This is a genomic window from Streptomyces griseus subsp. griseus (assembly GCF_000720255.1).
Lineage (GTDB): Bacteria > Actinomycetota > Actinomycetes > Streptomycetales > Streptomycetaceae > Streptomyces > Streptomyces griseus_I.
The window spans coordinates 57731-79701 of record NZ_JOJE01000014.1 but is presented as its reverse complement, the minus strand read 5'-3'; the positions used below and the strand labels follow the sequence as shown (position 1 = coordinate 79701).

At 71.1% G+C, this 21971-nt stretch carries 23 protein-coding genes; 9 read left to right on the top strand and 14 right to left on the bottom strand.

Going from position 1 to position 21971, the window contains the following annotated elements; all coding sequences use genetic code 11:
• The first annotated feature begins 122 nt into the window (after positions 1-122).
• Both IG99_RS20580 and IG99_RS20575 read left to right on the top strand, forming a co-directional pair.
• A complete protein-coding gene (locus IG99_RS20580) occupies positions 123-1172 on the top strand; it encodes a LacI family DNA-binding transcriptional regulator (RefSeq protein ID WP_037676076.1) in 1050 nt (349 codons plus the stop codon).
• Between the two features lie 7 nt (positions 1173-1179).
• A complete protein-coding gene (locus IG99_RS20575; protein ID WP_037676075.1) occupies positions 1180-1941 on the top strand; it encodes a hypothetical protein in 762 nt (253 codons plus the stop codon).
• Here the strand turns inward: IG99_RS20575 and IG99_RS20570 are convergent.
• On the bottom strand, positions 1938-2888 hold the full coding sequence (locus IG99_RS20570; protein ID WP_037676074.1) for an AraC-like ligand-binding domain-containing protein: 951 nt from the start codon (positions 2886-2888) through the stop codon (positions 1938-1940). The genes IG99_RS20575 and IG99_RS20570 overlap by 4 nt on opposite strands.
• Before the next feature lie 183 nt (positions 2889-3071).
• Here IG99_RS20570 and IG99_RS20565 point away from each other — a divergent pair, with 183 nt between their 5' ends.
• Positions 3072-3395: a hypothetical protein gene (locus IG99_RS20565; protein ID WP_158973212.1), complete on the top strand. Its 324-nt coding sequence runs from the start codon at positions 3072-3074 to the stop codon at positions 3393-3395.
• Positions 3396-3406: 11 nt separating this feature from the next.
• On the opposite strand, the gene IG99_RS20560 is transcribed toward IG99_RS20565, so the two are convergent.
• Positions 3407-5020, bottom strand: a complete 1614-nt coding sequence (locus IG99_RS20560) for a serine/threonine-protein kinase (RefSeq protein ID WP_037676068.1) — start codon at positions 5018-5020, stop codon at positions 3407-3409.
• A gap of 269 nt (positions 5021-5289) precedes the next feature.
• Positions 5290-6594: a DUF6986 family protein gene (locus IG99_RS20555; protein WP_037676065.1), complete on the bottom strand. Its 1305-nt coding sequence runs from the start codon at positions 6592-6594 to the stop codon at positions 5290-5292.
• Between the two features lie 198 nt (positions 6595-6792).
• Between IG99_RS20555 and IG99_RS20550 the strand changes: the two genes are divergently transcribed.
• A complete protein-coding gene (locus tag IG99_RS20550; RefSeq protein WP_234311904.1) occupies positions 6793-7698 on the top strand; it encodes an endonuclease/exonuclease/phosphatase family protein in 906 nt (301 codons plus the stop codon).
• 69 nt (positions 7699-7767) lie between these two features.
• On the opposite strand, the gene IG99_RS20545 is transcribed toward IG99_RS20550, so the two are convergent.
• The 4 genes from IG99_RS20545 to IG99_RS20530 all read right to left on the bottom strand — a co-directional run bounded on the left by IG99_RS20545 (position 7768) and on the right by IG99_RS20530 (position 10931).
• Positions 7768-8730 carry an electron transfer flavoprotein subunit alpha/FixB family protein gene (locus tag IG99_RS20545; protein WP_037676061.1) on the bottom strand — a complete coding sequence of 321 codons (963 nt, stop codon included), beginning with the start codon at positions 8728-8730 and terminating at the stop codon, positions 7768-7770.
• A 52-nt stretch (positions 8731-8782) separates the two neighbouring features.
• Entirely contained in the window at positions 8783-9571 is a 789-nt protein-coding gene (locus tag IG99_RS20540) for an electron transfer flavoprotein subunit beta/FixA family protein (RefSeq protein ID WP_037676059.1), read from the bottom strand.
• 219 nt (positions 9572-9790) lie between these two features.
• Positions 9791-10300, bottom strand: a complete 510-nt coding sequence (locus IG99_RS20535; protein WP_037676057.1) for a flavin reductase family protein — start codon at positions 10298-10300, stop codon at positions 9791-9793.
• Positions 10301-10517: 217 nt separating this feature from the next.
• Positions 10518-10931, bottom strand: coding sequence for a thioredoxin family protein (locus IG99_RS20530; protein ID WP_078947806.1), 414 nt, complete (start codon positions 10929-10931; stop codon positions 10518-10520).
• Positions 10932-11005: 74 nt separating this feature from the next.
• Here IG99_RS20530 and IG99_RS20525 point away from each other — a divergent pair, with 74 nt between their 5' ends.
• Together IG99_RS20525 and IG99_RS20520 are read left to right on the top strand one after the other, a co-directional pair.
• Positions 11006-11422 (top strand): DUF4395 domain-containing protein, encoded by a 417-nt coding sequence (locus IG99_RS20525; RefSeq protein WP_037676054.1) that lies wholly within the window; start codon positions 11006-11008, stop codon positions 11420-11422.
• A gap of 189 nt (positions 11423-11611) precedes the next feature.
• The gene (locus IG99_RS20520; RefSeq protein WP_037676052.1) at positions 11612-12340 is read left to right on the top strand and encodes a lysophospholipid acyltransferase family protein; all 729 of its coding nucleotides are present in this window, start codon (positions 11612-11614) and stop codon (positions 12338-12340) included.
• 46 nt (positions 12341-12386) lie between these two features.
• Here the strand turns inward: IG99_RS20520 and IG99_RS20515 are convergent, their stop codons facing one another.
• The 4 genes from IG99_RS20515 to IG99_RS20500 all read right to left on the bottom strand — a co-directional run bounded on the left by IG99_RS20515 (position 12387) and on the right by IG99_RS20500 (position 16316).
• Positions 12387-12980, bottom strand: a complete 594-nt coding sequence (locus IG99_RS20515) for a transglutaminase domain-containing protein (protein ID WP_037676051.1) — start codon at positions 12978-12980, stop codon at positions 12387-12389.
• Positions 12981-13057: 77 nt separating this feature from the next.
• Positions 13058-14128, bottom strand: a complete 1071-nt coding sequence (locus tag IG99_RS20510; protein WP_037676049.1) for a threonine aldolase family protein — start codon at positions 14126-14128, stop codon at positions 13058-13060.
• Entirely contained in the window at positions 14125-14874 is a 750-nt protein-coding gene (locus IG99_RS20505) for an SDR family oxidoreductase (protein ID WP_037676048.1), read from the bottom strand. Before IG99_RS20505 ends, IG99_RS20510 begins: the two co-directional genes overlap by 4 nt.
• Before the next feature lie 44 nt (positions 14875-14918).
• Entirely contained in the window at positions 14919-16316 is a 1398-nt protein-coding gene (locus IG99_RS20500; RefSeq protein ID WP_037676047.1) for a DUF6421 family protein, read from the bottom strand.
• A 369-nt stretch (positions 16317-16685) separates the two neighbouring features.
• On the opposite strand from IG99_RS20500, the gene IG99_RS20495 reads away from it, so the two are divergent.
• The gene (locus tag IG99_RS20495; RefSeq protein WP_078947805.1) at positions 16686-17369 is read left to right on the top strand and encodes a glycerophosphodiester phosphodiesterase; all 684 of its coding nucleotides are present in this window, start codon (positions 16686-16688) and stop codon (positions 17367-17369) included.
• 3 nt (positions 17370-17372) lie between these two features.
• Here IG99_RS20495 and IG99_RS20490 read toward each other — a convergent pair whose 3' ends face one another.
• Positions 17373-17930, bottom strand: coding sequence for a GNAT family N-acetyltransferase (locus IG99_RS20490; RefSeq protein WP_037676043.1), 558 nt, complete (start codon positions 17928-17930; stop codon positions 17373-17375).
• A gap of 70 nt (positions 17931-18000) precedes the next feature.
• On the opposite strand from IG99_RS20490, the gene IG99_RS20485 reads away from it, so the two are divergent.
• Together IG99_RS20485 and IG99_RS20480 are read left to right on the top strand one after the other, a co-directional pair.
• A complete protein-coding gene (locus IG99_RS20485) occupies positions 18001-18393 on the top strand; it encodes a VOC family protein (RefSeq protein WP_037676041.1) in 393 nt (130 codons plus the stop codon).
• 459 nt (positions 18394-18852) lie between these two features.
• The gene (locus IG99_RS20480; protein WP_037676040.1) at positions 18853-19617 is read left to right on the top strand and encodes a VOC family protein; all 765 of its coding nucleotides are present in this window, start codon (positions 18853-18855) and stop codon (positions 19615-19617) included.
• A 24-nt stretch (positions 19618-19641) separates the two neighbouring features.
• Here IG99_RS20480 and IG99_RS20475 read toward each other — a convergent pair whose 3' ends face one another.
• Both IG99_RS20475 and IG99_RS20470 read right to left on the bottom strand, forming a co-directional pair.
• A complete protein-coding gene (locus tag IG99_RS20475; RefSeq protein ID WP_037676039.1) occupies positions 19642-20178 on the bottom strand; it encodes a MarR family winged helix-turn-helix transcriptional regulator in 537 nt (178 codons plus the stop codon).
• Positions 20175-21935: an FUSC family protein gene (locus IG99_RS20470; RefSeq protein ID WP_037676038.1), complete on the bottom strand. Its 1761-nt coding sequence runs from the start codon at positions 21933-21935 to the stop codon at positions 20175-20177. Before IG99_RS20470 ends, IG99_RS20475 begins: the two co-directional genes overlap by 4 nt.
• Between the last annotated feature and the right edge of the window lie 36 nt (positions 21936-21971).

Here is a 21971-nt window from a genome sequence, read left to right as displayed (position 1 = left end):
CGACGCCACATCCTCATACAAACCATGGCCGGACGCATCCCCCTGGCCGACCTGGACGGACGCATGTCCGGGGACGACGGGGACGCACGCCTCCCGTGGACCACAGGACAGGACATCGCATCGTGCCCGAGACCATCCGCCGAGCCGACAACCTCTCCGGGACCCGCTACGGCAACCGTCCCACGATGAAGGACGTCGCCGCCCGCGCGGGCGTCGGGCTGAAGACGGTCTCCCGGGTCGTCAACGGCGAGCCGGGCGTGACCCCGGAGACGGAACGGCGCGTCCAGGACGCCATCGAGGCCCTCGGCTTCCGCCGCAACGACAGCGCGCGCGTGCTGCGCAAGGGCCGCACGGCGAGCATCGGCCTGGTCCTGGAGGACCTCGCCGACCCGTTCTACGGCCCCCTCAGCCGCGCGGTCGAGGAGGTGGCCCGCGCCCACGGCGCGCTGCTCATCAACGGCTCCAGCGCGGAGGACCCGGACCGGGAGCAGGAGCTGGCGCTGGCATTGTGCGCCCGGCGGGTGGACGGTCTCGTGATCATCCCGGCGGGAGACGACCACCGCTATCTGGAGCCGGAGATCAGGGCGGGCGTCGCCACGGTCTTCGTCGACCGTCCGGCCGGGCGGATCGACGCCGACTGCGTCCTGTCGGACAACTACGGCGGTGCCCTCGGCGGTGTCGCCCATCTGATCGCACACGGCCACCGGCGGATCGGCTTCATCGGCGACATGCCCCGCATCCACACCGCCGCCGAGCGTCTGCGTGGCTACCGGGCGGCCATGGAGGACGCCGGGATACCCGTGGCGGACGCCTGGACGTCCCTGGGAGTCACCGACCCGGAGCGGGTGCGCCGGGCGGCCGAGGAGATGCTGTCCGGGCCCGACCCCGTCACCGCGATCTTCGCGGGCAACAACCGGGTGACCGTCACCGTGATCCGCGTCCTCGCCGAGCGGAACCGCCCGGTCGCCCTCGTCGGCTTCGACGACATCGAGCTCGCAGACCTGCTCCGGCCGGGCATCACGGTGGTCGCCCAGGACGCGGCGGCCATCGGCAGCACCGCCGCCGACCGCCTCTTCCGCCAGCTGGACGGCACCCTCGTCGCCCCGGAGCGCATCCAGCTGCCGACCCGGCTGATCACGCGCGGCTCGGGCGAGCTGCCGCCGGCGGACTGAGCGGCTCATGGACGACCGCTCCCTGACCGCGCTGGGCCTGGCTCAGGCCCCGCGCGACCGACCGCTGAGCTACCCGGGTGCCTGGCCGCGCGAGTCGGGGCTCCTCGACGGCGACCGGCTGCTTCCGCTGGACCGGCTCGTCCACCCCGACCGCACGCCGGTCCTCGCCGTCGGCTCCAACGCCTGCCCCGGTCAACTGCGCCACAAGATGGACGAGTACGGGATCGCCTCCCCCATCCCGATGGTGAAGGTGCGCGTCACCGGTATCCGTATCGGCGTCTCCGCACACGTCAGCCGCCTGGGGTACGTCTCCGCGTCCCCCGTCGAAGCCCCGGGGACCGTAAGGGAGTTGTTCCTCACCTGGCTCGACGCCGAGCAACTCGCCATCGTGGACGCCAGCGAGGGCGTACCGCTGCCGTCCGGCAACTTCCGCCGGGCGTGGCTGCCCTCCCCAGCCATCATGTTCAGGTTGGAGAACGGCGAGACACTCCCCGGGGCGTACGTGTACGTCAACCGGCGCGGAGTTCTGCACAACGGCACCCCGGAGCCGCGCTCGCACCCGGGGCAGCGCGCCCTGATCACCGAACTGCTGCTGGGATCGGCCCGGCTGCGGGAGCTGTTCGGGGTCACACCGGAGGAGTTCTGCGCCCGTGCCCGTGCGGACATGCGGCTGTGCGAGCGCGGTACGCGGTTGTTCGCCGAGGAGAAGCTGGTGACGGCGTCGGGGCTGGAGCGGTACCTGGAACCGGGGCCGGCTTCGGGGGCCTAGACAGAGCCCTTGCGTCCGACTCGGTCGGTTCGTCCGCGGCGGAGGTCGCTGACGGTTTCGCCGAACTCGCGTTTCAGGGCCCTGCCGAGGTGCTTGGTGTCGTGTACGCCCCAACGTGCCGCGACCGCGGCTGTGGAGATGTCCGCCGAGGCGGGATCGAGAAGGTCACGGCGGATCCTCAGCAGGCGTTCATGTCGGACCCAGGCGGCGAAGGTCAGGTCGCTCCCTCTGAAGAGCGCATGGAGGTACCGGAGCGAGATGTGGTGCTGGTGCGCGACCCGTTCCGCACTGAGGTGAGGGTCGCCGAGGTGGGCCAGCACGTAGGCGCGGATACGGTCTGCGAGGTGGCTCGCGACGGAAGCCCGTTCGGGGGTGGTGTCGGCGAAAGCGGCGAGGAGGAGCGCGGTGAGCGCGTCGGCCAGATACGTGCGTGACACCGCCTGACGGGGGAGGTCCTCGTTGACCGCGGACAGCGCGTGGCCGACGAGCCTGCCGATCCCGCTCTGCGTGGACAGGGGGAGCGCTGTGCGCCGGCTCATGGAGTCCGCGTGCCTGCCGAGACTTGCCCGGGGAAGGCAGAGCACGGTCATGTCACTGGAGTCGGCACCGATCAGCCGGTAGGGCCGGGTGTTGTCACAGGCGAACAGTTCACCTGGTTTCACCGTCGTGGTCCGGTCGTCCTGGATCGCCGTGAGCGGGCCGTGGTGGTGCAGATTGACATGCATCCACTCCACGTCGCTGGAGGTGATGCTGCGGTCGTCCCGCGTCACCGTCGCGGCGGTGGCCTGGATCCGAGCGACGACCACGGGTCCGATGACGGTGTGGTCGACCACGGCTTCGAACCCCTGCGGGCAGGGATCGGTCACGCGCAACGGGGCGAACAGGGCCGAGGCAACCGCCTCGAACGGCTCGGTTCCTTTCAGTCGGAAACCCTTGCGGTCGGTCATACCGCTGCGCCCTCCAACCCCCCTGTTTGCACGGGCAGTTTACTGCGCCAGCGGGCACGGTGCACGAATTGGGGAGTAGCGGCGCGCTCATTGGTGCTCTTGAGCCGTGGATCACGCCTACGGTCATCAACGAACGAGGCACAGCCTGAAGACTTGGACTACTTTCAACACCGGGAGATTTGCATGATCAAAGGTCGTTTCGCAAAGGCAGTGGCCGCAACGGCGCTCGTCCTCGGGGGAGCGATGACGCTCGCGCCGAACGCGGTGGCGGACAGCGACACCGCGCAGCGGTCGTGTTGGGGCCAACGAGTGATCGGCAGCGAGGGCCACCACGGGAACAAGACCTGGTGCGACTCGGGCCGATACCGCGAAGTGATCAGGTGCGAGACCCTGGGCGGCTACCGGTACGTGCACTACGGCCCCTGGGTATGGGCGAGCGCGGAGAGCGTCGCATGGTGCAACATCGGCGACAGGATCGTCGAGGACTGGACGGAGGTGGGCGGCTGAGTCAGGGACCGTCAGCAGACCGGCAGTCCCGGCACCGGTGAGTCGTTGTCGCCGCCCTTGATGTAGACGTCGCTGACGTAGACGTCGGTGTTGCCGCTGTCGTCGTCCGTCTTCGCCCACCAGACGTTGGTCCAGGCGCCGTACGTCTCACGGCGTCCCAGGTTGCGCTGGCAGTAGAAGTAGTTGCGGCCGGCGCGCAGGACGCCCACCTCGGTGCCGGAGAACGTGTACGACTTGGCGGTGCGTGAGACCTGGCAGTTGTACTTGCCCCCGCCGATGGAGGTGCAGGAGGGGGTCGGCGCGGAGGTGGTGGGCGGTCGGCCCGTGGGCGTCGCCGCACCCGTGTGTCTGGGGTCCCAGGCGCCGCCTCCGCCGGGTGTCTCCTCGGCGCCCTGCTCGGTGGGGTCGGCGTCGGTACGGGCGGAGGGGGAGGCCGAGGACGCTTTCGGGGACGGGGAGGCGAAGGCCTTGGGGGAAGCGGCGGCGTCGCGGGCCTCGCGGGCGTTGTGTTCGTTGAGCAGTGCGACGGTGGTGCCGCCCGCGAGCAGGACGACGGCCACGGCGACAGCGGGGAGCGAGGCTCGTATCCTGCGCCGCGGCGAAACGGGGGCCGCCATCGCGCCGGTGGGAGGGGCCGCGGGCGAGGCGGGCGGAGCAGAGCCGGCCGCCCCCTGCGCGGCCGCCCCGGCCGGCACGTCGAGTTCCGTCTCCCGCCGTCGCGGGGGCGCGGCCGCACCGCGCAGGGCGGCGGTCGGCGTGTCGGGTACGGCCATCGACGCCACCGCCTCCAGCAGCGCACGCGCCTCCGCCGCCTCCGGGCGGCTCTCGGCGCGCTTGTCCAGCAGTCGGTGCAGGACCGGGGCGAGGGGACCGGCCCGGCGGGGCTCAGGAACGGGCTCGGTGACGATCGCGGTGAGGGTCGAGTACGTCGACGTACGGCGGAAGGGTGAGGAGCCCTCGACGGCCGCGAAGAGGGTGGCGCCCAGGGACCAGATGTCAGAGGCCGGGCCGGGGTCGGCTCCCTGCGCGCGTTCAGGGGCCAGGTACTCCAGGGAACCGACGAGTTCGCCGCTGCGGGTGAGCCGGGTGGCCCAGCCGTCGTCCGGGTCCTCCATCGTCGCGATGCCGAAGTCGGTCAGGACGACGCGGCCGGAGCGGTCGAGCAGGATGTTGCCGGGCTTGACGTCACGGTGGAGTACGCCGGCGGCGTGGGCGGCCGACAGCGCGTCCATGACCTTCGCACCGATGCCGGCCACCTCGCGCGGGTCGAGGGGGCCGCGGTCGCGCAGGGCGTCGTCGAGGGAGGGCCCGTCGACGAGTTCCATGACGATCAGGGGGCGGCCGTCGACCTCCGCGATGTCGTGCACGGCGACGACACCCGGGTGGCGCACCCGGGCCGCGGCGCGGGCCTCACGCTGCATACGCAGCCGCAGTCCGTCGAGTTCAGGACCGTCGGCGGCGGTGTGGGCCCGCAGTTCCTTGACGGCGACCTCGCGGCCGAGCACTTCGTCGACGGCTCTCCATACGACCCCCATGCCGCCGCGCCCCAGTTGGGCCGCGACCCGGTAACGCCCTGCCAGCAGCCGCCCGGCCCCGGCCGTCTGCCCGTGTTCCCCCGAAGACACCGCTGCCCCGTTCCCCTCGCCCCGTCCTTGCGTGGCGACCAGCCTAAGGGGCGGCCGGGCCTCCGACAGCCGCCCCCTGGGGCCTGTGACACGCCCGCTACGTGGGCGGCGCCGAGCGCGAGTGCACCGGCGGTTCTCCGTCTGTCGGCGGCCGAGCCGCGGAGGATGACACGACCGGGCGTGCCGGCTGCGCAGGTGACGATGTCGAAACCCGGGCGCCGTGGCCGTACCGCCCCGCGCTCCGGCCACGCGCGATCGCGACCCGCGCGCTACCTGCCCGACACCGTCAGTTCCCCCCGCCGGGGCGCGGCGAACCCCTCCAGGTCGGCCCTGGTGAGTCCCGTCGCCCCGGTCACCTCGTCGAGGTCGAGCGCGCCGCAGTCCAGACCGCGCAGGAGGTAGCCGCTGAGGGCCTTGGCGGTGGCGGGTTCGTCCATGATGGCGCCGGCGGAGCGGTTGGCGTACCGGGCGAGGCGGGCGGCCGCCTGGGCGAAGCCTTCGCGGTAGAAGGCGAAGACGGCCGCGTAGCGGGTCGGGAGGTGGCAGGGGTGCATGTCCCAGCCCTGGTAGTAGGCGCGGGCGAGGGCGCGGCGGGTGAGACCGTAGTGGAGTCGCCAGGCGTCGTGGACCTGCTCGGTCGGGCCGACCGGGAGGACGTTCGTCGAGCCGTCCGACACCCTTACGCCGGTGCCCGCCGCCGCGACCTGCATGATCGCCTTGGCATGGTCGGCTGCCGGGTGGTCGCTGGCCTGGTAGGCGGCGGAGACGCCGAGGCAGGCGCTGTAGTCGAAGGTGCCGTAGTGCAGGCCCGTGGCGCGGCCCTCGGCGGCCTGGATCATGCGGGCGACGGTGGCGGTGCCGTCCGTGGCGAGGATGGACTGGCTGGTCTCGATCTGGATCTCGAAGCCGATCCGGCCGGGTTCGAGCCCGCGCGCCTTCTCGAAGGCCTCCAGCAGACGGACCATGGCGGTGACCTGCTCGGGGTACGTCACCTTGGGCAGCGTGAGGACCAGCCCGTCGGGCAGGCCGCCGGCCTCGATCAGGCCGGTGAGGAAGACGTCGAGGGTGCGGATGCCCCGGTCGCGGACGGGAGCCTCCATGCACTTCATCCGGATGCCCATGCAGGGGGCCGCCGTGCCGTTCTCGTAGGCCTCGGCGATCAGCCGGGCCGCCCGGGCGGCCGTCTCGTCCTCCTCGGCGTCGGGGCGGGGTCCGTAGCCGTCCTCGAAGTCGACGCGCAGGTCCTCGATCGGCTCACGTTCCAGCTTGGCGCGGACGCGGGAGTACACCGGCTCGGCGAGGTCGTCGGCGAGGTTCAGCACGGCGGCGAAGGAGGGGGCGCCCGGGGCGTGTTCGTCGAGGGCGGCGAGGGCCTGGTCGCCCCAGGAGCGGATCGTGTCGGCGGCGAAGACGTCACCGGGGACGTAGACGGTGTGCACGGGCTGGCGGCTCCCGGGGTCTCCCGGGTAACAGCGCTCCAGTTCGGTGTCGACCGGCGCGAGGGAGGCGCTGATCTCCTCGCTGACGGCGCCCGCGAGGCTCGTCGCCACCTTCTCCTGACGGCCCTGGCCCATCCCTCACCCTCCAGCATTCAAGCTCGAATTTTCCGCTTTACGGAATCAACAATCCGTAGAGCGAAGTTATCGTTGCAGCTTCCGGCCGGTCAACACCTCGTCCGTGGCAGGGCCACTCCGCCACTCCTGCCCCGAGGCCCTCTTTCGCCCAGTGGCTCCCACCCCTCATCCTGACTCGCGAAGGAGGAGGGGGAGCACATGGGGGGACGCATGAGGGACGGCGACCGGGTGACACGACGGGCGGGGCTGAGAACCGTGGCGGCGGCCGCGATCGCGTTACCCCTGGTCGGTTCGGTACGGGCCGCCGCCCATCGGCACGAGGACGCCCCTCTGGAGGTCATGACCTTCAACCTCCGTTTCGCGAGCACCGCCGAACCGCACAGCTGGACGGCCCGCCGCCCGGTGATGCGGACGCTGCTGCGCCGGGCGGCCCCGCACGTCATCGGCACCCAGGAGGGGGTTTACCAGCAGCTGCGGGACATCGCCTCCGACCTCGGACCGCACCACGACTGGATCGGCACCGGCCGTATCCGGGGCAGCCACGACGAGTCCATGGCGATCTTCTTCGACACCCGGCGCCTCGCTCCGGTCGAGTACGACCACTTCTGGCTCTCGGACACCCCGGAGGTCATCGGCTCCAACACCTGGGGCGCGGCGCATTCCCGCATGGTCACCTGGGTCCGCTTCCGCGATCTGCACGCCGGCGGAGAGCAGTTCTACGTCCTCAACACGCACCTCGACAACGCGAGCGCGTACGCCCGCGGGCGCAGCGCCGCCTTGATCGTCGAGCGGCTCGCCGGCCTCGACCCCTCCCTGCCCGTCGTGGTGACCGGCGACTTCAACGTCCCCGCGCATGGCGACCCGGTCTACGACACACTGCTGGGCGCCGGTCTCGTCGACACGTGGGACGCGGCCGCGGAGCGCGGCCCGGCGTACGGGACGTTCCACGCGTACCGGCCGCTGACGCCGGGCGGTCAGCGCATCGACTGGATCCTGGCGACCGCCGGGGTGACCACGCACCGCGCCCGGGTCGACACCTTCTCCCGCGACGGCCAGTTCCCGAGCGACCACCTCCCGGTGCGGGCCTCGTTGAGCCTGGGGTGAGACGGCCGAGGCCCCCGTGACCGGCGGTCGCGGTCACGGGGGCCTCGTACGAGCCCGGCAGTCCGATGATCAGCCCTTGCGGGTGTTGATCTCCTCGGTGAGCTGGGGGACGACGTCGAACAGGTCGCCGACGACGCCGTAGTCGACGAGGTCGAAGATCGGGGCCTCGGCGTCCTTGTTGATCGCGACGATCGTCTTGGACGTCTGCATACCGGCGCGGTGCTGGATCGCGCCGGAGATGCCGGAGGCGATGTACAGCTGCGGGGAGACGCTCTTGCCGGTCTGGCCGACCTGGTTGGTGTGCGGGTACCAGCCGGCGTCCACGGCGGCGCGCGAGGCGCCGACGGCCGCGCCGAGGGAGTCGGCGAGGGACTCGATGATCGAGAAGTTCTCGGCACCGTTGACACCACGGCCACCGGAGACCACGATCGCGGCCTCGGTCAGCTCCGGGCGGCCCGTCGTCTCACGGGCGGTGCGGCCGGTGACCTTGGTGCCGGTGGCGAGCTCACCGAAGGTCACGGACAGCGCCTCGACCGCGCCGGCGGCCGGGGCGGCCTCGACGGCGGCCGAGTTCGGCTTGACCGTGATGACCGGGGTGCCCTTGATGACACGGGACTTGGTGGTGAAGGACGCGGCGAACACCGACTGGGTGGCCACCGGGCCCTCGTCGCCGGCCTCGAGGTCGACGGCGTCGGTGATGATGCCGGAGCCGATGCGCAGCGCCAGACGGGCGGCGATCTCCTTGCCCTCCGCGGAGGACGGGACCAGCACTGCGGCCGGGGAGACGGACTCGACGGCGGCCTGGAGCGCGTCCACCTTCGGTACGACCAGGTAGTCCGCGTACTCGGACGCCTCGTGGGTCAGCACCCTCACCGCGCCGTGCTCGGCGAGGGCGGCGGCGGTGTTGGCGGCGCCGGCACCGAGGGCGACGGCGACGGGCTCGCCGATGCGACGGGCGAGCGTCAGCAGCTCCAGGGTGGGCTTGCGGACGGCACCGTCCACGTGGTCGACGTAGACGAGGACTTCAGCCATGGGATTGCTCTCCTGCTTGCGAAAGTTGAGGGGCGGTCAGCCGGCTCGGGCCTTAGATGAACTTCTGGCCCGCGAGGAACTCAGCGAGCTGCTTGCCGCCCTCGCCCTCGTCCTTGACGATCGTGCCGGCGGTACGGGCCGGGCGCTCGGTCGCGGTCTCGACCTTGGTGCGGGCGCCGTCGAGGCCGACCTCCTCGGCGTCGATCTCCAGGTCCTCGAGGTCCCAGGACTCCACCGGCTTCTTCTTGGCGGCCATGATGCCCTTGAAGGACGGGTAACGGGCCTCGCCCGACTGGTCGGTGACGGAGACGACGGCCGGCAGGGACGCCTCCAGCTGCTCCGAGGCGGCGTCGCCGTCGCGGCGGCCCTTGACCGTGCCGTCCTCGACGGAGACCTCGGACAGCAGGGTCACCTGCGGCACGCCCAGCCGCTCGGCGACCAGCGCGGGCAGGACGCCCATGGTGCCTTCGGTGGAGGCCATGCCGGAGATCACCAGGTCGTAGCCGGCCTTCTCGATCGCCTTGGCCAGGACCAGGGAGGTGCCGATGGCGTCGGTGCCGTGCAGGTCGTCGTCCTCGACGTGGATCGCCTTGTCCGCGCCCATGGACAGCGCCTTGCGCAGGGCGTCCTTGGCGTCCTCGGGGCCCACCGTCAGAACGGTGATCTCCACGTCGTCGTCGGAGTTCTCGGAGATCTGCAGCGCCTGCTCGACGGCGTACTCGTCGAGTTCGGAGAGCAGACCGTCCACGTCGTCCCGGTCGACGGTCAGGTCATCGGCGAAGTGCCGGTCGCCAGTGGCGTCGGGCACGTACTTCACAGTGACAACGATCCTCAAGCTCACGCCGGCTCTCCTACTGCATCGTCTAAATTTCGGCTGCCTGCTTGCAGGCAGCATAGGCGCCTCAAGCGGCCGATCCCGGTCGGGGCGACCCGCGCTCCGAACGAAATATTACTCGCCAGTACACCTAGCTGGTTCCCGCTAAGCAAGCGCTTTGAACTGTGACCTTTGCAACGCAGCGTAACCGGAACTCGACGGTCCCGCAGGAGAGCGGGTGCGTGATCAATCCCGCAGAGCCGTGAACCGGCCCTGGTGGTACAGAAGCGGACGACCCGCGCCCGTCGGGTCGCCGAGGACGACCTCCGCCAGTACGACGCGGTGGTCACCGGCGGGCACGCGCGCGACGATCCGGCACACCAGCCAGGCGAGCACGTCGTCGAGGACCGGAACGCCCTCGGGACCCTCGGTCCACGCGGTGGGCGCGCCGAACCGGTCAGCACCGCTCCTGGCGAAGGTGGTGGCCAGTTCCCGCTGGTGCTCACCGAGCACATGCACGCCGACGTGGTCGGCCCGGGATATCGCCGGCCAACTGGAGGCACCGGTGCTGATGCCGAAGGAGATCACCGGGGGCTCGGCGGAGACGGAGGTGAGGGAGGTGGCGGTGAAGCCGACCGGGCCGTTCTCACCGGGCGCGGTGATCACGGCGACTCCGGCCGCGTGCCGCCGGAAGGCGGAGCGCAGGAGGTCGGGGGAGGCGAGCTGGGGGGTTCCGAGGGCGGGCGTGGCCGTCATGGAGTTGTCCTTCTGCGTGAGGAGGCGTCGGGGTCCGTGGCTGCTCAACAGCCCGGACAACGCCCGGTCGCGCGGCGGACGGAGGGTGCCTGGTGACCGCGGACCCGCCCGAGGAGAAGGAGTTCCGTAGGCATACGGCCAGGCTGATGACAGATGGCATGCACAGTCAAGTACGTCCCGGCATACGAGAGATCCCTCACCGTCCGGGGCTCGGACCTCACACCGCCTCCCCGAGGGCCGCGATCACATCGGCCTTGCGCGGCTGGCCGGTGGCGCGCCGCACCACCCGGCCGTCGGCGTCCAGGACCAGCACGGTGGGCGTCTTGAGGATCTCGAGTTCACGGACGAGGTCCAGGTGCGCCTCGGCGTCGATCTCGACGTGGGTCACGCCCGGGACCAGTTCGGCCACCTCGCCGAGGATGCGCCGAGTGGCCCGGCAGGGCGCGCAGAAGGCGCTGGAGAACTGCACCAGCGTGGCGCGCTCCCCCAGTTCCGCGCCCAACGCGGCTGCCCGGAGCCGCTTTCCGTCGTCTCGCCCACGCACCCGTACCCTCCCGCTCCGCCGCCGATGCAGCACTCCGTAGGCGCTCGCCACCGCCAGCACCGCCACACACACCACAAGTCCGGTCATTGTCCGGAAAGCATTCACGAGACTGCAAAGATTCCCGACTCCCCGAATGGTTTCGGCCACGCGATGCTGGATCCATGGACATCGACGCAAGAGGGCCGCGCTTCGGTGCGGCCGTGACGACCGTGGTTCTCGTGGTCGTGCTGGTCACCGGAAGCGCCTGGCTGCTGGCCTGGCAGACGCTGGCGTTCGCGCTCGGCGCGGCGGGCGGGGTGACCCGCTCACCGTACGGGCTGCTCTTCAAGAAGCTCGTACGTCCCCGGCTCGGACCGCCTACGGAGTTCGAGGCACCCGAACCGCCGCGTTTCGCACAGGCGGTGGGGCTGCTCTTCGCCGGCGTGGGTCTCGTCGGATTCACTCTGGGGCCCGCCTGGTTGGGACTCGCGGCGACCGGGGCCGCGTTGGCCGCCGCCTTCCTCAACGCCTCGTTCGGGTACTGCCTGGGGTGCGAGATGTACCTGCTCGTCCGACGCGCATCCGTACGCGCGGAGTAAAGGCGCTTTAAAAGACCGAGGTGATCAAGGGGGCGACGTGACGAGGATCTCGCGCCGCGCGGGCACCAGGACTGGCTACCCGGCCGTTCTTCGGGCACGATCTGCGAGATGCCGTAAACCTACGGCTGCGTAACTTTCTCGCCGGGAGCCCCTTCCCCGGCGGAGAGAAGGAAGGGTCCACCTCCGCCCATGGCAGAACTCGTCTACCGCCCCGTCGTCGGTCTCGCCCGCACGCTGTTCAAGGCCTGGGACCTCAAGATCGACTGCAGGGGATCGGAGAACATCCCGCGCTCGGGCGGCGCCGTGCTGGTGAGCAATCACATCAGCTACCTGGACTTCATCTTCAACGGTATGGCGGCGCTCCCGCAGAAACGTCTCGTTCGTTTCATGGCGAAGGAGTCCGTCTTCCGGCACAGGATCTCCGGTCCGCTGATGCGCGGGATGAAGCACATCCCCGTGGACCGCAACCAGGGCGAGGCGGCCTACCAGCACGCCCTGAACTCACTGCGCTCCGGCGAGATCGTCGGGGTCTTCCCCGAGGCCACGATCTCGCAGTCGTTCACGCTGAAGAGCTTCAAGTCGGGTGCCGTGCGGATGGCCCAGGAGGCGGGCGTCCCGCTGATCCCCATGGCGGTGTGGGGCACCCAGCGGCTGTGGACCAAGGGCCACCCGCGCAACTTCAAGCGCAGCCACACCCCGATCACCATCCGGGTCGGTGAGGCGATCGAGGCCTCCAGGGACAAGTACGCGGGCGCGCTCACCCGGCAGCTGCGCGAGCGTGTCCAGGAGTTGCTGGAGGCCGCTCAGCGCGCCTACCCGGTGCGCCCCAAGGACGCCGACGACACCTGGTGGATGCCGGCCCACCTGGGCGGCACCGCTCCCACGCCCGAGCAGGTGCGCGAGGCCGAGGCACGCTGACCCAGCCTGCCCCTGGAGTCTGAACTCCCCCAGCGGTTCACGGAGTTCACAGTGCGGTGGGGAGTGTCCGCCAGAGGTAGGACCGGTCCGGGGCGGCTTTCAGGGCGCTCAGGACGGCCGGGTGCGGTACGGCGTACAACACGGGGTAGTCCACCTCGTCCGACGCGGCGTCCGCGACGAAGGCCAGCCGCTCCCCGTCGAGCGAGAACCGGGCGTCCACGCCCGGTTTGTTGCCCCGGGGGTCCTGTCGGTGCCAGGCCCCGTTGAACCGTACGGCGACCAGTCCGTGCACGGCGAATCCGTCCCCGTCGTCGTGTCCGAGTCGCTGGTAGCACAGCGCGGTCGGGATGTCCTCGGCCCGCAGCAGCGCGGCCAGCGCGTGTGCCTTGGCGTAACAGATGCCGGTGCCCTGCTCCAGGACGTCGGAGGCGCGCCAGGTGACGCGCGGGTCACCGGAATCCTGCGAGTGCGGGATCGTGTCGCGCACCAACTCAAAGGCCAGCCGCGCATAGGCATACGAGTCCACCGCGTCCTTGGCGAGGCGGGCGGCGGTCTCCCGTACACGCGGATGATGGTGGTCGATGACCTCGTCAGCTGCCAAGTACGCGGACAGGTCAGGGGTCTTCTGGATCAGCTGCATACCCGCAGAGCATAGGAATGCGGCCACCCGAGAGTCAATCAATTTTCGGATGACCGCATATCTATGCAACGTGTCGGCTAGCGCGCCATCTCCTCCTTGAGCGCCGCGACGAACGCGTCCACGTCGTCCTCCGTGGTGTCGAAGGCACACATCCAGCGCACGACGCCCGCGGCCTCGTCCCAGAAGTAGAACCGGAACCGCTTCTGCAGGCGCACGCTCACGTCGTGCGGGAGCCGCGCGAAGACGCCGTTGGCCTGCACCGGGTACAGGATGTCCACGCCGTGCACCGCGCGTACGCCCTCGGCCAGCCGCTGCGCCATCTCGTTGGAGCGGCGGGCGTTGCGCAGCCACAGGTCCTTGGCGAGCAGGGCCTCCAGTTGCACCGACACGAAGCGCATCTTGGAGGCGAGCTGCATGGACAGCTTGCGCAGGTGCTTCATACGGCGGACGGCGTCCTGGTTGATGACGACGACGGCCTCGCCGAACAGCGCGCCGTTCTTCGTCCCGCCCAGAGAGAGGATGTCGACGTCGACGGCGTTGGTGAACGTCCGCATGGGGACGTTCAGCGAGGCCGCCGCGTTGGCTATCCGGGAACCGTCGAGGTGCACCTTCATGCCGTGCGCGTGGGCGTGTTCACAGATGGCGCGGATCTCGTCGGGCGTGTACAGGGTGCCGAGTTCGGTGCTCTGGGTGATGGAGACGACCTGCGGCATCGCGCGGTGCTCGTCGTCCCAGCCCCAGGCCTGCCGGTCGATCAGCTCGGGGGTGAGCTTGCCGTCCGGGGTGGGCACGGTGAGGAGCTTCAGGCCGCCCATGCGCTCCGGGGCGCCGCCCTCGTCGACGTTGATGTGGGCGCTCTCGGCGCAGATCACCGCGCCCCAGCGGTCGGTGACCGCCTGGAGCGCGACGACGTTGGCGCCGGTGCCGTTGAAGACCGGGAACGCCTCCGCCGTGGCCCCGAAGTGGCTGCGGATGATCCGCTGGAGGTTCTCGGTGTAGTCGTCCTCGCCGTACGCGATCTGGTGCCCGCCGTTGGCCAGGGCCAGGGCGGCGAGCACCTCCGGGTGGGCCCCGGCGTAGTTGTCACTGGCGAAACCGCGGACCTCCGGGTCGTGATGGCGACGCGCGTCGGTCTTCGGGGGGTTCACGGCTTCTCGGTCAGCCACAGACGCTTTCCGTTCACTTCGGCGGCGGGCTGCTCCCAGACGTCGGCGATGGCCTCGGCGAGGTCCTCGACGTCCGTGAAGCCCGCGAACTTCGCGTTGGGCCGCTCGGCGCGCATCGCGTCGTGCACCAACGCCTTCACCACCAGGATGGCAGCGGCGGACGTCGGCCCGTCGGCGCCCCCGGCCTTGTGGAAGGCGTCGGCCAGCGCGAGCGTCCAGGCCTCGGCGGCGGCCTTGGCCGCGGCGTACGAGGCGTTGCCCGCGGTCGGCTTCGTCGCGCCCGCGGCGCTGATCAGCACGTACCGTCCGCGCTCGCTGCGCTGGAGCGCGTCGTAGAAGGCCAGCGAGGTGTGCTGCACGGTGCGGATGAGCAGCAGTTCGAGGAAGTCCCAGTCGTCGAGGCTGGTCTTGATGAACGTCTCGCTGCCGCGCCAGCCGCCGACGAGGTGGACGAGGCCGTCGATACGGCCGAAGTCCTTCTCGATGTGCGTGGCCCAGTCGCGGGTGGACTGCAGGTCGAGCAGGTCGACCGGTTCACCGGTGACGCTGGCGCCGCCGGAGGCGTAGCGCGCGGCGTCCACGGCCTCCGCGAGCCGCTCGGGATCGTTGTCCGCCCCGACGACGGTCGCCCCGGCCTCGGCCAGGCGCAGCAGCGCCGCCCGGCCCGCAGGCCCGCCCGCGCCCGCCACCGCGATCACCGCACCGCTGAGAGCCCCGTTCCCCGTCATGTTCCTCGCCTCCTGAGCAGCAGTGTTCTCGGTTCCGCGGTCGCTCACGCGGCGACCCGCTCGGCGTTGTCCGCCGTGATGCCCTTGGTGGAGGCGATCACGTTCTTCAGCTTCTTGGACAGTGCCTCATAGAACATGCTCAGCGGAAACTCGTCCGGAAGCACGTCATCGACGAGCTTGCGCGGCGGCTGGGTCACGTCGAGGGCGTCCGGGCCCTTGGCCCATTTGGAGCCCGGGTGCGGGGCGAGGTAGTCGGCGACGAGTTCGTAGCCGGCGAACCAGTGGACGAGCTTGGGGCGGTCGATGCCGTCGCGGTAGAGCTTCTCGATCTCGGCGCACAACTCGTTGGTGACCTGCGGGGCGCGCTGCCAGTCGATGTACAGCTTGTTGTCGGTCCAGCGCACGACGTCGTGCTTGTGCAGGTAGGCGAAGAGGAGCTGGCCGCCGAGGCCGTCGTAGTTGCGCACGCGCTCGCCCGTGACCGGGAAACGGAACATCCGGTCGAAGAGCACCGCGTACTGCACGTCACGGGCCTGCGGCACGCCGTCCGCCTCCAGCTGCACGGCCTCCTTGAAGGCGGTGAGGTCACAGCGCAGCTCTTCCAGGCCGTACATCCAGAACGGCTGGCGCTGCTTGATCATGAAGGGGTCGAACGGCAGGTCGCCGTGACTGTGGGTGCGGTCGTGGACCATGTCCCACAGGACGAAGGCCTCCTCGCAGCGCTTCTGGTCGTGGACCATGGCGGCGACGTCCTCGGGCAGGTCCATGCCGAGGATCTCGACGGCGGCGTCGGTCACGCGGCGGAAGCGGGCGGCCTCGCGGTCGCAGAAGATGCCGCCCCAGCTGAAGCGCTCGGGGGCCTCGCGCACGGCGATGGTCTCCGGGAAGAGGACGGCGGAATTGGTGTCGTACCCGGCCGTGAAGTCCTCGAACGTGATGCCGCAGAACAGCGGGTTGTCGTAGCGGGTGCGCTCCAGCTCGGCCAGCCACTCGGGCCAGACCATGCGCAGCACGACCGCCTCGAGGTTGCGGTCGGGGTTGCCGTTCTGCGTGTACATCGGGAAGACGACCAGGTGCTGCAGGCCGTCGCGGCGGTCGGCGGCGGGCTGGAAGGCCAGCAGCGAGTCGAGGAAGTCCGGCACGCGGAAACCGCCGTCGGCCCAGCGGTGCAGGTCCTTCACGAGCGCCGCGTGGTAGTCGGCGTCGTGCGGGAGCAGCGGGGACAGCGCCTCGACGGCGTGCACGACACGCCGAACGGCGAGCTCGGCGTCCGCCGGGTCGGGGGCACCCTCGGCCTCGAAGTCGATCGACCCGTCCTTCGACTGCCATGGCCGGATCTGCTCCACGGCATCCTTGAGCACGGGCCATGCAGGGTGCTCAACGACCCTGGTCACGGGAGGAACCCGCTCCTCCGAACCCACCTGCACAAGAATTTCCGTCATGTCCCATCCTCCACAGGAGAACCTAGCGTCAAGACACCGTATGCATACGAGGTTCCTTTCAGCAAGGGCGGACCCGGGAAATTATCCTGCCCTCCCCCCATCTTCACCGCACTTTTTCCTGTCCGCCATCGCTGCAGCGGTTTAATCCGCCGATGGTCAACAGGGAGGAGACTCGCCCGCCCCCGGGTGACCGCCATGACGAGTACCGGCCAGGCCCGCTCCGGGCGCCACACGGATGGCCCGCGCAGGCACGGGTTCATCGCGGGGCGTGGCCGTTAGGCTGCGGATCTGTCGCGCGAACGGTGCCGTCCGCTCCGGCCCGGCCCTCCGCGCGCGCCGAGCCGCCGTCGACGGAAAGCGAGTCGAACCTTGAATCTCCTTACCATCGGTCACCGCGGAGTCATGGGTGTCGAGCCCGAGAACACCCTCCGATCGTTCGTCGCCGCCCAGCAGGCCGGTCTCGACGCCATCGAACTCGATCTGCACCTGAGCAAAGACGGCGCGCTCGTCGTCATGCATGACACCGACGTGGACCGCACGACCGACGGCAGCGGGCCGATCGCCGAGAAGACCCTCGCCGAGCTGCGCGCGCTGGACGCGGGACAGGGTGAGCGCATCCCCGTCTTCGAGGAGGTGCTGGACGCGGTACGGGCGCCGCTCCAGGCCGAGATCAAGGACGTGCAGGCGGCGCGGGCGCTGGCGGAGGTGATGATCCGGCGGGACCTGGTCGGCCGGGTGGAGGTGTCCTCGTTCCACGACGAGGCGATCGCCGAGATCGCCCGCCTGGTGCCCGGGGTGCGGACCGCGCTGATCGGCAGCCGCTTCGGCACCGACATCGTGGACCGGGCCGTGACGGTCGGCGCCGGGACCGTGTGTCTCAACCTCCGCCGGCTCACCCTGGAGGTGGTCGAGAAGGCCCGCGAGGCGGACCTGAGGATCATCGGCTGGGTGGTGAACACACAGGACCACCTGCGGCTCGTACGCGCGCTGGAGCTGGACGGCGCGACCACCGACTTCCCGGAGATCAAGCGCACCGGGCGTTTCACGGCGTGACGCTCAGGTGAGTTCCTTGACCAGCAGCTCGAACCGCAGGTCGTCGCGCTGCGGAATGCCGAAGCGCTCGTCGCCGTACGGGAACGGGGTCATCCGTCCCGTACGGCGGTAACCGCGCCGCTCGTACCAGGCGATGAGGTCGTCACGGACCGAGATCACGGTCATGTGCATCTCCGTGACGCCCCAGCTCGCGCGGGCCTGCCGCTCCGCCTCCGCGATGATCACCTTGCCGAGGCCCGCGCCCTGGAGCGAGGGGCTGACCGCGAACATGCCGAAGTAGGCGTGGGTGCCGCGGTGTTCGAGCTGGCAGCAGGCGACGATGCCGCCCTCCCGCTCCACGGTCAGCAGCCGGCTGTCGGGCGCCTTGACGACGGCCCGCACCCCCTCCGGGTCCGTCCGCTGCCCCTCCAGGATGTCCGCCTCGGTCGTCCACCCCGCCCGGCTGGAGTCGCCCCGGTACGCCGACTCGATCAGGGCGACCAGCGCGTCCACGTCGGAGTCGGTGGCGTCCCGGAAGGTGAGGCCGAGGTCGGGGCTCTCGGCGGTCTCGGCGGTCTCCATGGGCGAATCTCCGGTTCTCGGCACGTCTCGGGCACCGATGAGAGTAGCGCCACCACTAGGCTCCGGGTGCATGGTGCACGTACTGAACAGCCGGACCCTGATCCGTCCCACCGACCCGGAGCGGTCGCGTGCGTTCTACAGCGACCAGTTGGGCCTCGCCGTCTACCGGGAGTTCGGGACGGGAGCGGATCGGGGCACCGTCTACTTCCTCGGCGGGGGTTTCCTGGAGATCGCGGGGCGTTCGGAGACGCCGCCGTCCCCGGCGGTACGGCTGTGGCTCCAGGTCGCGGACGTGGGCGCGGCCCACGACGAGCTGCGGGCCAAGGGCGTCGAGATCGTACGGCCGCCGGTGAAGGAGCCGTGGGGGCTGGTCGAGATGTGGATCGCTGATCCGGACGGGACGCGGATCGTGCTGGTGGAGGTACCGGCCGACCACCCACTGCGGTATCGGCCGGGGATCTGAGGCCGACGAGTTCCAGCAGCGAGCCGGCCGCGGCGAGCGGGACGATCGCGGCACCTTCGTGTCGCCGGTGGGCCGGAAGCCTGCGCCTCCGCAGAGGCGCTGATGTGCGGCCACGGCCGGGGCAGCCCGTACCCGCCGGTTGGGCGAGCCGCGCCGGGCAGGCGCTCATCAGCAGTGCCGTCGCTTCCCCGGAGTGCGGCCAGAAGGAGGCCGGCGGCCGGTGCCCCAACCACTCGATCGCCTCGGCGTCCCGGTGGTCCGCGCGCGGATCGACCACTCCGATGAGCTGGTCACGGTCGTCGCGGCGGCACGGGCGAACCTCGGGCACGCGGGAACTCCGGTCGGAGTGTCGTCGCGAGGCGGTCACGCGACGCGGTGCGGCCCCGGATGGCCGAGGACGGATGGCGGGGCTAGCGTGCGGAAGGGGTCACCCTGGTCGACCCTGTCCGAAGGAGTGCCATGAAGCTCGACGAGCCGGTGACCGGCGGGCCCTGCTGGGCCGAGCTGGGGACCACCGATCTGGAGGCGGCGGGGCGGTTCTACGCCGCGTTGTTCGGCTGGCGCCCGGAGCGGGACCCGCGGCAGGAGGCGGGCGGTTACACGGTCGCGCACCTCGGGGACGCGGCGGTCGCCGCGCTCAGCCCGCTGTACCAGGAGTCCCAGCCCGTGGCGTGGAACGTGTCGTTCGCGGTGACCGACGCGGACGCCACGGCACGGCTGGTCACGGAGGCCGGTGGGAAGGTCCTCGTCGGCCCGATGGACGTGTTCGACGTGGGGCGCTTCGCCGTCGCCGTCGATCCGGGCGGCGCCGCCTTCCAGCTGTGGCAGGCCCGCGCCTTCCGCGGTGCCGGGCTGCTCAACGCGCCCGGCTCGCTGGGCTGGGTGGAACTGATGACTCGTGCCCCCGCGCGGGCGCGGGACTTCTACACGACGGTGTTCGGCTGGACCGTGAACGCCTCGGAGCACTACACCCAGTGGGGCGTGGCGGGCGCCGACTTCGGCGGGATGGTCACGATGGACGACAAGTTCGCGCCCGAGGTGCCGCCCCACTGGCTGCCGTACTTCGCGGCCGACGACGTCGACGCCACGACGGCGACCGCGACCGGCGCGGGCGGCGCCGCCCTCATGGAGCCCAGGACGATGTCCGGCGGTCGCAGGATCGCGGTCCTGCGGGATCCGCAGGGCGCGGTGTTCGGCGTGTACCGGGCCGCCGACGAGGGCTGACAGGCCGTCTCGCCCACGGGGAGGTCAGACACGCAGTCCGCCCCCCAGGCGGCCCTCCAGTTGGCCGAGCAGGGCGCCGAGCAGTCCCGCCAGTTCATGCCGGCGCTCCGGGTCGAGGCTGGACAGCACGGTGGTCTCGTACGCGAGTTGATCGGGCAGTATCGCGTCGACAAGGGCGCGCCCGTCGTCCGTGAGGCGGACGTGCGCCACACGCCGGTCCCGGGTGTCGCCGCGGCGCTCCACCAGTCCGCGTTCGGTCAGCTGCTTCAGGCGTTTGGTGACGGCGGCCCCGGAGGAGAACGTCTCGCGGGCCAGCTCGCCTGGCGTCAGCTCGTGCCCGGTGCGGCGCAGCGCGCCGAGCAGGTCGAACTCGGGGCGGGTGAGTCCGGCGCGGCGCAGCGGGGCGTCCTCGGCCTGCTGCAGCAGGGCGGCGCAGCGGTTGACGCGCCCGATGATCTCCATGGGTCCGGTGTCGAAGCCGGGGTGGACGGCCTGCCACTGCCGCACCACGGCGGCGACGGTGTCGGGTCCGGTGGTCATGTCCGCCTTCGATGCCGTCATGGCCGTACGCCCTCCGTCGTCGTGTTCGTCCGCCGGTCCGGAAGCAGGCCCTGGCGGCGCACCGTCGCGGCGAGCGTACGGTGTCCGGCGCGCTCGGCCGCCACGACCCCCTCCTGGGGCAGGGCACGCCCCCACCACTCCCCGGAGGCCGCGTCGGCGGTGGCGCGCAGGTCGACCAGGGCGGTGGCGAGGCCGCGGCGGGCGGAGTCCAGTGCGCGGGGCGCGGGCTGTCGCTCGGTCAGCAGTCGCGCAGCGTCCTCGCGGGAGCGCTCCACGGCGGTCAGCGCCTGTTCGAGGCGGTCGCCGGCGCGCCGGTTGGTCACGGCGACGGCGGCGACGAAGCCCACCAGGGCGCCCACCAGGGTGTCCACGACCCGCTCGGTGATCAGCTGCCCGGAGTCCTGGAACCGGGCGAACTCGGTGACGAGGAGGGCCATGGGCGTCACGCAGACGCTGCCGAGCCAGTAGTTGCGGCTGATCAGCGCTTCGGCGCCGAAGTTGAAGGCGAGGCAGCACAGCACGAGGGCCGCCTGGTGGAGGTGGGCGAGCGGTGCCACGGCGGCGAAGACGAGGACGCCGACGAGGTTGCCGACGACGCGCTGGACGGCCCGGCTCCAGGTGAGGGCGAGGTTGGCCTGGTAGAGGGAGGCCGCCGTGACCAGGGCCCAGGAGGGTCGGCCCACGCCGAGTGCGAGGGAGGCGTATCCGGCGAGGGCACAGCCGAGCGCGGTACGCACCGCGAAGGGCGCGAGCGGAGCCAGCCTGCTCCGCAACGGGCGGGCGGGGGTGGCGAGTTCGAGGTCCGTGCCGAGGAGTTCGTCTGCCTCCCCCGGCAGGTCGTCCACACCCGGGACGCCTCCCGCGCCCCGTAGCTCCCGTGCCCACATCCGCAGGCGCGTCGGATCCGAGTCGGCCGGCGCGGAGAGCGCCACCTCGGCCCGGACGACGAGGCGTTCAAGGGCTCGGCGGGTGGCCGAACGCCCACCGGGCGACAGCAGCGACTGCCAGGCGGCCTGCACGGCGGCGGCCGCGGCGGCCCGGGCCTTGGCGTGAGCGTGGTCGGCATCCGTGGCGTGCGTCGGGGATTGCGACGTGGTGCGCGTCGGGGATTGCGACGTGGTGCGCGACGGGGATTGCGACGTGGTGCGCGTCGGGGATTGCGACGTGGAGTGCGCCTCCGTGTAGGCCGCGGCCGCGGTCAGGGCGTGGGCGGTGGCGCGGCGCTCGGGGCCGTGCGGGCGCAGGAGTCCGGGAGCCATGCCGATGAGCCACGCCCAGGCGCCGGTGGCCAGCGCCAGTCCCACATGGGCGGGCACCTGGCCGAGAGTCTGCGGGACGAACAGCGCGGCGGAGGTGACGAAGGCCGGGACCACGTTGCCCGGCGGGCCGATCCGGGTCGCGTCGCACAGCGTCTTCTGCGCGGCGGCCAGCAGCGCGCCGACGGTGACGAGCACGACGGCGTTCGTGGTCAGCGCGGCAGCGACCAGGGCGATCGCCAGGCCGGCGGTCATGCCAAGCACCACCCACGCCAGAACGCGGGACCGGGCGGCGTAGGGCCGGTTGTGGGCGTACAGCGCGCACAGCGACCCGGCCATCGTGTACATCGCCAGGTCCAGCCGTCCGATCGCCAGCAGGACCAGGTTCGGCGGGGCGACCGCGGCGACCACGCTCAGGGCGGGCTTGAACCAGATGTCGGAGGGCCGGCCGAGGCGCAGTACGCCGGCGAGCGGAAGGCCTCGGGAGGGTGCACTGCTCATGGGTCACCATGTTAACAGGTGTTTTACTCGTGAAAT